This is a genomic window from Clostridium tanneri (assembly GCF_033659955.1).
Classification (GTDB): Bacteria; Bacillota; Clostridia; order Clostridiales; family Clostridiaceae; genus Clostridium_AM; species Clostridium_AM tanneri.
Genome location: NZ_JARUJP010000035.1, coordinates 20518 through 27814 on the forward strand (window position 1 = coordinate 20518; position 7297 = coordinate 27814).

Sequence of the window (7297 nt, forward strand, 5' to 3'; positions counted from 1 at the left end):
AGAGGATATGACTAAATTACAGGTAAAAAATTTAAATAAGAGCTTTAATGGCACAAGGATATTAAATAATGTAGGTTTTTCCATAGATGACGGTGAAATAATATCTCTCTTAGGGGAATCGGGATGTGGAAAAAGCACTACATTAAAAACCATTGCTGGGCTTATTCATCCAGATAGTGGAGATATAATTTTAGACGGAGCTTCTATTTTGAATATACCAGCAGAAAAGCGAAAGATAGTAATTGTGTTTCAGGAACATCTCCTATTTCCACATCTTAATATAGAAGACAACATTGGTTTTGGCCTTAAGATGGCTGGGGTAAGGAAGAGAATTAAAGAAAGTAAAGTTTCTGAGATAATAGGTTTACTAAAACTTCAGGGACTGGAAAAAAGATATCCTAGCGAACTATCAGGAGGACAAAAGCAGAGAGTTGCATTAGGCAGGGCTTTAGCTATTGAACCGAAAGTTCTTTTATTAGATGAACCCTTTTCAAGCCTAGATATAAGACTAAGAGAGGAAATGAGAGAGCTAGTTCTAGATATACAGAAGAACTTTAAAATAACAACTATTTTAGTCACACATGATAAAGAAGAAGCTTTAATGATGTCAGACAAAATTGCAGTAATGATTGGAGGAACTATAGCTCAGTTTGATAAGCCTGAAAGCATTTATAAAAAACCAGTAAGTGCTTTAGTTGCAGACTTCTTTGGAGAAAAAAATTACATAGAGGGTTCAGTTAAAAATGGAGTATTTAACTGTAACTTTGGAAGTTTTGAAGTGGAGCCTTATCTTCAAGGAAACGGGAAAATGATGATAAGACCAGAGGAAATAGGGATTTTATCTAAAGTCCAGGATTTTAGTATAAGTGATATTAGAAAACAGGAAGTATCTTTAGAATTAGAAACTAATGGAGAATCAGAGAAACTTATGGAGGATAAGGCTTATTCTAAGGGAGAAAGTATCTGTAGGGTAAATGCCATTGTGAAAAAGAGAAGATATTTAGGAGACAAAGTCTATTATAGTGTAGAAGCGGAAGAAAAAGAATTAAAAGTAATATCCAATGAACAGATTAATTTTACTGTTGGAGAAAAAGTAAGTTTAATTGTAGACTTTTCCAAGGGAATATTTTATCAATTAAATAAATAAAACAGAAAAGTGGGCTAGATTTATACAAATCTAGCCTTTAGTATATTTAAGGGAATACCATATAGGATATTCTTCCTAAGGAAGTTTATGTAGTGTTTTTTGTGATGTTATGGTTTAAAAGCTTTGAATTATAAGGATATATTTCATAATTATGGAGATGATAAATTTTAGTTATAGTTGGACAAGTATCTATAACTTTTTTGTATTTGTAAAGGAACTGATTGTCTCTTAAAATTAAGTGGGATTAACTTATGAGGGGATAAGTTATCAAGAATTTACTGAGTATGTTTTTAATATTTAATATTATATTTTATCAGGGAGGAATGGGTAATGAATTTTAAGAAAAAAGCAATTATTGCAGCAGTATTATGTGTGAGTGTTATGGGATTTGCTGGATGCAGCTCTAAAAATAGTGGAGGAGACTCAACTACTTCCCAAAAACAAGAAGAGAAAGCTAAAGCGCCTGATGAGGTAGGTGGCGTATCACTAAAAAATCCTATAAAAGTTGATAAAGAAGCTGGTACTGTAACTGTGCTTAGTCAAGTAAATGGTAAGTACTTTACAGAGGCAACTCGTCACGCTTCAGTATTTAAGGACGGAACAAATGGAGCTAAGTCTGTATTTACTGCATATGCAGATCCAGCAGCATTCTATAATGCACTTGTAGAGATAGGAGCTAAGCCAGGAAATAATATGACTCCTGATAATGCCACAACTACTAAAGTTGAAGGTACAGCACTTGATCTAAAGGTTACTTGGAATGGTGCTGGTAAGAACTATGATGTAAACGAAGTTATTAAAGATAGCAATGGAAGTAAAATTGCCTTCAAATTTGGAGGAAATTTAGACAGAGCTAAAGCTAAGAATACTGGATGTTTATCTTGTCTTGACAGCTGCCCAGTTGGTATAATATCTAACACTGCTTACTCTTATGGTGCAGTAGAAAAAACTAAAGAAGTTAAATTTACTGGAAACAAAGATATACTTCCAGAAGACGGAACTTATGTAGCTACAGTATACTCAATTGCCAAATAGTTTAGCTTTATGTTTTAAATTCGTATGGTTTGCCATACAGAATAATTTAGGAGGGTAATTGATGAGAAAACTAAGATTGCTGTTTTACTATACTACTACAGGTATAGCACTAGGCTTTCTTATAAGTATGTTACTGTTTTTTAGCGTAGCATATGAAATGATGATAGGACTAGGGTTAGTAATGTATATTTTTACAGCCTTTGGACTTATGATTGGTATTTCTAAGAAAAGACTAGACTGGAAGTACTCATTTTATATCATTGAATCCTTAGCTATAGTGATAGCTTTATTTACAGGAAGACTACAACAATTTCTTTATATTACAAAAGAAACACTATTACTTACAAATCCTATATCACAGATAAGACCTGTTTTCATTGTATTTGCAATAATAGTAAATCTAGTAGACTTATATATTATCCTTACTGTTAAGAAGTATCAGAAGGAATATACTAAGGAAGAAAGAAAAGCTTTAAAAGAAAAAGAACTAAAACTAAAAGACTTAAGAGAAGAACTAGATGAGGAACAAATTGCAAAAGTTAAGAAAAATAGAAGAATCGGAAGAATAATTGCAATTGCTTCCATAGCAATCTTTATGCTTTGCTACTTTACCATCCCTTCTCTTCATAATGGCTTAAATAAAGCCTTTGCTACAATATCTAAGCTAGATACAGCAGTAGTAATTGATTACTTGAGATCATATGGTAAATTGGCTATAGTGGTGTCATTTACTCTTATGGTTCTTCAATCAATTGCTGCACCAATTCCAGCTTTTCTAATTACACTTTCAAATGCAGCTATATTTGGATGGTGGCAGGGGGCAATACTGTCCTGGTCATCTGCTATGGTAGGGGCTGCACTATGCTTCTTTATAGCAAGAGTACTTGGTAGAGACGCCGTTGAAAAGCTTACTAGCAAAGGTGCAATGGAAAGTATAGATGTTTTCTTCGAAAGATACGGAAAGTTTGCGATATTAATCTGTAGACTTTTACCATTCGTTTCCTTTGACTTTGTAAGTTATGCAGCAGGTCTTACTAATATGAGATTTTGGGCATTCTTCATAGCAACAGGTTTAGGTCAATTACCAGCGACAATTGTGTATTCATATGTTGGAGGAACACTTACTGGTGGAGCTCAGAAACTGTTTGTTGGGTTATTAACACTATTTGCTTTATCAATAGTAATAGGTATCGCAAAGAAAGTATATAACGATAAGCAAAAAGTTATAAAAGAAGAAGAAATAATTGAATAATACAATAGAGCCTGATGTAATATGCATCAGGCTTGTATTTTAAGAAAGGATGTAGAATATATGTCAAAAAGATTAAAACAGGTTCTTATTATTGTATTGATAATAGCCTTTTTTCTAATCTACAAGGCTTTCTTATCGGATGTAACTGCACAATCGATTCGTGATTGGATAACTGGATTTGGAACACTAGCACCGATTGCATATATTCTTGTATGGGCTCTACTGCCAGTGTTTTTCTTTCCAGTTCCTGTATTGGCATTGGCAGGGGGACTTTCATTTGGGCTTTGGATAGGGACACTATACACTTTGATTGGTGCAGTACTTAATAGTTCTTTGATGTTTTGGCTGGCTAAAGTATTGGCAAGGGATATGGTAAATAAGTATCTTGAAGAGAAGATGCCAAAAAAGTGGTGGGATAGATTTATGAGAGCAGAAGGAAAAGAAAGCTTTTTAATTGTATTTATATGCAGGCTAATACCAGCAATGCCCTACAATGTAATTAACTATGCATCTGGACTCACTAATATCCCTTTTAGCAAATACACTACTGCTACAATTATAGGGATTTTACCAGGGACAGTAATATTTTTAAATGTAGGGGATAAGATATTAGATATGCACTCGCCGCAGTTTATAATTTCTATAGTACTAGTAATACTACTTACTTTAGGATCAGTATTGTTAGGGAAGACGGTGGCTAAAAAGAAAGAAAATGTAATGGAGAATTAATAAATACACCTACAAAAAAATAGCACACTTTTTTCGGCGTGTGCTATTTTTGGTTTATAAAATTTTAGTATTTTTATCTTTTAAAAAGAAGGTTGTACATCCACTGAGTATAAGCAGTAAGCTTATTCCTTTTATCCACGCTGCTGTCAAGTGACAATCCATTGGTTTCATACAAACACCAATACTAAGTGGTGTGTCCATTGGTACTAGGAAAAGCAATATGCCAATTGTAATGAAAGTGATTGGAAGATAGGTCTTTCTGTAATATAACTCTAACGCTAGTACTATAACTGCAACTGCAATTACCATAGCAGCTATACTTGTGTAGTGGCACCTCATAGGCATTTTTTTGCCACTTTGAAGCACAACACTGCCGGTACATACAGGGTTTATAAATTTAACAGAAATTAATAATAATACTCCTAAAAAAGCGTTAAAAATGTTGGTGTACTTTTTCATTTTATTTCTCCTTATCCCTAGATTCAAATAGATTATAACATAATAGATACTGTAGTTCTTATTAATAATATGAATATGCTTTTTAAGATAAATAGAAATTACTTATAGAATATGAATTGAGCTTGATTATAAAGAACAATAGATTGAATGATATATTGAGTTTTAGGAGGTGCGATATGAATATAAATAAGCTAGGTTTTTATAACGTTTTGAGGAGGAGAAACAAGGCTATACTAACGAGCCTACTTTCTGCAATAACGATTTGCGTTTTTGTAATAATATTTTCTCTATATTTTTCTTCAAACAAGGCTGTTGAAATAAGCTCTGATAGAATGGGGGCTGACATTGTAATTTTGCCTAATGATGCAAAAGTAGATGCAAAGGAGTTAATGTATACAGGTTCACCGGTGATGGGCTTTATGAATAAAAAAGTTCTGGATGAGATACCAAAGGACAATATTGAACAATATACTACTCAGTTTTTTCTAAGAACTCTAACTGAGTACGGATGTTGCACATTTGGAGAATCCTATAGAGTACTGGGAATAGACTATGATTCAGACTTTCTTGTAAAGCCATGGTTGGATAAAAACAATATAAAGGAGCTCAAAGACAATGAAGTTATCTTAGGAAGTAACGTAATGCCGGATGCAGAGAAAACTATAGAAATTATGGCACAGGAATTTAAGCTTGCAGGAACTTTAATGCCTACTGGAACTACGCTAGACAATACGATTATAATGAACATGAATGAGACTATTAGATTATCCAATACGTTTTTTGATGAGGATGCAGGAGATTATTTTCTTAAGCAAAAGCCTGAAGAACTTATCTCTGCTGTAATGATTAAGGTAAAGGATGGCAAAAATGTTGACGATGTCGTAACGGAGATTAAAAAGTCAAAGATAGATGCACAGGTGATATCATTAGATACTGACAAGAAAGAGCTTAAAAAAAATATTGGAAAAGTATCTAAAATACTTGCTATATTTGGTGGTGCTACACTTTTAATTACAATAATATCTCTATTCGGAATATTTAACGCTATGTCTCAGCAAAGAGAAAAAGAAATAGGCTATCTAAGAGCCATGGGGGTTACTAAATCAGAACTCACAAAAATGTATATGATAGAGGTTATGTTAATTATAGTGTTTGGTGGAACAATAGGAAGTATATTAGGTGTTTTATTAACTGGTACAATGCACAATATGATAAACGAAATAGTATTAATGCCCCAAGGTTCATTTACAATCCTAGATAGGATAATACCTGGCTTTGTGGGAATAGGAATATCGATTATAATAGGGATTGTAGTTTCTATTATACCTATTGTTAAAATTAATAAAAATGAACCAAAGGATGCATTTAGTTCTGGAGGTGTGAGATGAGTTCATTAATGGAAATAAAAAATGTAGTAAAAGAATACAAAGATATGGAGGATATCTTTGCGGTAAAGTATGTGTCTATAAATATAAATGCAGGTGAATTCATTTTAATTAATGGAGAGTCAGGCGCTGGAAAATCAACTCTTTTGTATATAATGGGATTGATGATAAGTCCAGATGAAGGAGAAGTATATTATAACGGAGAACTTATAGACCTAGCTAATGAAAGAATTTTAAACGAATATAGAAGAAGGAATATGGGATTTGTATTTCAAGAAACACAGCTGGTGGAAGCTTTGACTATATATGAAAATCTTTCTCTAATGAAGCAAATAAACTCTAGTGATTTAGATGTAGAAACTCTTTTGCATGAATTTGGACTTGAGAGATTAAAGGACAAGCTGCCCAATACATTAAGTGGAGGTCAAAGGAGAAGAGCCATGATATTAATGGCTATAATTAAAAGTCCCGAAATTATATTTCTTGATGAACCTACTAACGATTTAGATGAGAAATGGTCAGAGAGAGTTTTAAATAATCTAAAGGAATTAAGTAATACAGGCATAGCGATTGTTATGGTAAGTCATGATGAACAATGCAGAAAGTATGCAGATAGAGTATTGCATATGAAGTCTGGTATGATAAGTTAAAAAAACAAAGGAAGCTAGAAAATTATTAAAGTCAACTAAGTCTAGCGTGTCAATACTAGGGATTAGGTAAAATAGATAGTAAACCATAGAATGAAACAGGTGAGCTGTACTAAGGTGCAAATCACCTGAGGTTATTTAATATTAAAGGTGATAAGATATTCCTTGTCGCTTGATGAGAGATAAATAAGGATAAGCGATTGGGCAATATAATATCGCGGGGTGGAGCAGTTGGCAGCTCGTTGGGCTCATAACCCAAAGGTCGTAGGTTCAAGTCCTACCCCCGCAACCAAAAAAAATTGACAATAAACTTTGTGTGTGATATTATTTACAAGCTAGTCAGCAACACCACATAATGATGTGTAATTTACAATATTAAATTAGAATAAATTACTAGTTGATAAGTTTAAGAAAACATGATATGATATACAAACAGTCGAGATAAGACAAAATGATCCTTGAAAATTAAACAGAGGTAAAGATAAGTAAAACTTGTTTTTAAAATAAACCAGCAATTTTTTAATGAGTATTCTCAATGAATTGAGAAGTAAGCGACTATCACAAAATCATAGATTTTGGATATCTGCTTAAATAATGAGTCACAAACTTTTAAATTGAGAGTTTGATCCTGGCTCAGGACGAA

Annotated in this window: 7 protein-coding genes and 1 tRNA gene; 7 read left to right on the forward strand and 1 reads right to left on the reverse strand. The window is 32.9% G+C overall.

The window, feature by feature from the left end:
* Positions 1–7 precede the first annotated feature (7 nt).
* From P8V03_RS17830 to P8V03_RS17845, 4 genes are all read left to right on the forward strand, one after another.
* On the forward strand, positions 8–1147 hold the full coding sequence (locus P8V03_RS17830) for an ABC transporter ATP-binding protein (RefSeq protein WP_318799199.1): 1140 nt from the start codon (positions 8–10) through the stop codon (positions 1145–1147).
* A 330-nt stretch (positions 1148–1477) separates the two neighbouring features.
* Positions 1478–2182, forward strand: a complete 705-nt coding sequence (locus P8V03_RS17835) for a YdjY domain-containing protein (RefSeq protein ID WP_318799200.1) — start codon at positions 1478–1480, stop codon at positions 2180–2182.
* A gap of 595 nt (positions 2183–2777) precedes the next feature.
* Positions 2778–3434, forward strand: coding sequence for a TVP38/TMEM64 family protein (locus P8V03_RS19170; RefSeq protein ID WP_346432516.1), 657 nt, complete (start codon positions 2778–2780; stop codon positions 3432–3434).
* 60 nt (positions 3435–3494) lie between these two features.
* Positions 3495–4163 (forward strand): TVP38/TMEM64 family protein, encoded by a 669-nt coding sequence (locus tag P8V03_RS17845; RefSeq protein ID WP_318799202.1) that lies wholly within the window; start codon positions 3495–3497, stop codon positions 4161–4163.
* Between the two features lie 54 nt (positions 4164–4217).
* Here P8V03_RS17845 and P8V03_RS17850 read toward each other — a convergent pair whose 3' ends face one another.
* Positions 4218–4622 carry a DUF4418 family protein gene (locus tag P8V03_RS17850; RefSeq protein ID WP_318799203.1) on the reverse strand — a complete coding sequence of 135 codons (405 nt, stop codon included), beginning with the start codon at positions 4620–4622 and terminating at the stop codon, positions 4218–4220.
* A gap of 176 nt (positions 4623–4798) precedes the next feature.
* Between P8V03_RS17850 and P8V03_RS17855 the strand changes: the two genes are divergently transcribed.
* The 3 genes from P8V03_RS17855 to P8V03_RS17865 all read left to right on the forward strand — a co-directional run bounded on the left by P8V03_RS17855 (position 4799) and on the right by P8V03_RS17865 (position 6946).
* The gene (locus tag P8V03_RS17855; RefSeq protein WP_318799204.1) at positions 4799–6010 is read left to right on the forward strand and encodes an ABC transporter permease; all 1212 of its coding nucleotides are present in this window, start codon (positions 4799–4801) and stop codon (positions 6008–6010) included.
* The gene (locus P8V03_RS17860; RefSeq protein ID WP_318799205.1) at positions 6007–6657 is read left to right on the forward strand and encodes an ABC transporter ATP-binding protein; all 651 of its coding nucleotides are present in this window, start codon (positions 6007–6009) and stop codon (positions 6655–6657) included. Before P8V03_RS17855 ends, P8V03_RS17860 begins: the two co-directional genes overlap by 4 nt.
* Before the next feature lie 213 nt (positions 6658–6870).
* A tRNA-Met gene (locus P8V03_RS17865) sits at positions 6871–6946 on the forward strand.
* Positions 6947–7297 lie beyond the last annotated feature (351 nt).